This window comes from Streptomyces calidiresistens, assembly GCF_014141525.1.
Taxonomy (GTDB): Bacteria; Actinomycetota; Actinomycetes; order Streptomycetales; family Streptomycetaceae; genus Streptomyces; species Streptomyces calidiresistens.
On the sequence record NZ_VKHS01001152.1, the window covers coordinates 1 to 1,278 of the forward strand.

Genomic DNA, 1,278 nt, shown 5'->3' on the forward strand with positions numbered 1-1,278 from the left:
CTGGACGCCTGGGCGGCGTCCCCCGCCCGGTTCCGCGAGGACACCAACGCCGAGGAGGACCTGGCCCGCGGCGGCTACCGCGACCGCGTCGTCCTCGTCATGCCCGTCCCGGCTCCCGCGACCCGTCGTTTTTCGGCCCCTCCGGAGCGGGTTCCCTGCCGGTCCGGAGCGAGCCGGGGGAGCGTCCCGGGCCGGACCGCCCCCGCCCCGGGGGGCACCGGTCCGGACCCCGGTCGGTCCCGCCCGGTACTGTCCCCCGCGTGAGCACCGATGCGAACGGCACACCCGTCCCCGCCGCCGGCGGCGACACGCCGGGCACCCCGAACGTCCCGGACGTCTTCGACACCGCCCGGCTGCGGCAGGCCGTGCTGGACGCCTGGGCGGCGTCCCCCGCCCGGTTCCGCGAGGACGCCAACGCCGAGGAGGACCTGGCCCGCGGCGGCTACCGCGACCGCGTCGTCATCGAGTTGGCGCAGAACGCCGCCGACGCCGCCGCCCGCGCCGGCGTCCCCGGCCGCCTGCGCCTGACCCTGCGCGACGGCCTGCTGACCGCCGCCAACACCGGCGCGCCCCTCGACGCCGCCGGCGTGGAGTCGCTCTCCACGCTCCGCGCCTCGGCGAAGCGGGACGAACCCGCCGAGGGACGGGTCGGACGCTTCGGCGTCGGTTTCTCCGCCGTCCTCGCCGTCACCGACACCCCGGTGGTGCGCGGCCGGGCGGGCGGCGTGCGGTGGTCGCTGACCGAGGCCGTCGCCCTCGCCGGCGACGCCGCCGACCGCTCCGGCGGCCTGGCCGCCGAGCTGGCCCGCCGCGCCGGGAGCCGCCACGCCGTGCCGCTGCTGCGCCTCCCCCTGCCGGCACCGGCCCGCGCCGATGTCGGGGACGACCCGGCGGGGTGGGAGACCGTCGTCGAACTGCCCCTGCGCGACGCGGCCGCGAGTGACCTCGCCGACCGCCTGCTGGCCGCCGTGGACGACGCCCTGCTGCTCGCCCTGCCCGGCCTGACCGAGATCGTCGTTGAACGCCCCGCCGGCCGGCGCCGGTTGATCCGCTCCGTCGATCCGGACGACCCGGCCGTCGTGGTGATCCGGGACGGGGACCGGACCACCGCCTGGCGCACCGCCTCCGCCGCCGGCGAGGCCGGCCCCGACCTGCTCGCCGACCGCCCCCTGGAGGAGCGCGAACGCCCCCACTGGTCGGTGACCTGGGCCGTCCCGGTCGGCGCCGACGGCTCCCCGGCCGCCCCGAGGGGCCCGGGGGTCGTACACGCCCCCACCC

General features: G+C 79.6%; 2 protein-coding genes. Both read left to right on the forward strand.

What is annotated here, in order from left to right; translation table 11 throughout:
• On the forward strand, positions 1 to 264 hold a 264-nt coding region (locus FOE67_RS29765), incomplete at its 5' end, for a hypothetical protein (RefSeq protein WP_228474309.1).
• Between the two features lie 101 nt (positions 265 to 365).
• Positions 366 to 1,278: sacsin N-terminal ATP-binding-like domain-containing protein (locus FOE67_RS26045; protein WP_438874316.1), on the forward strand; the 913-nt coding region annotated here is incomplete at its 3' end.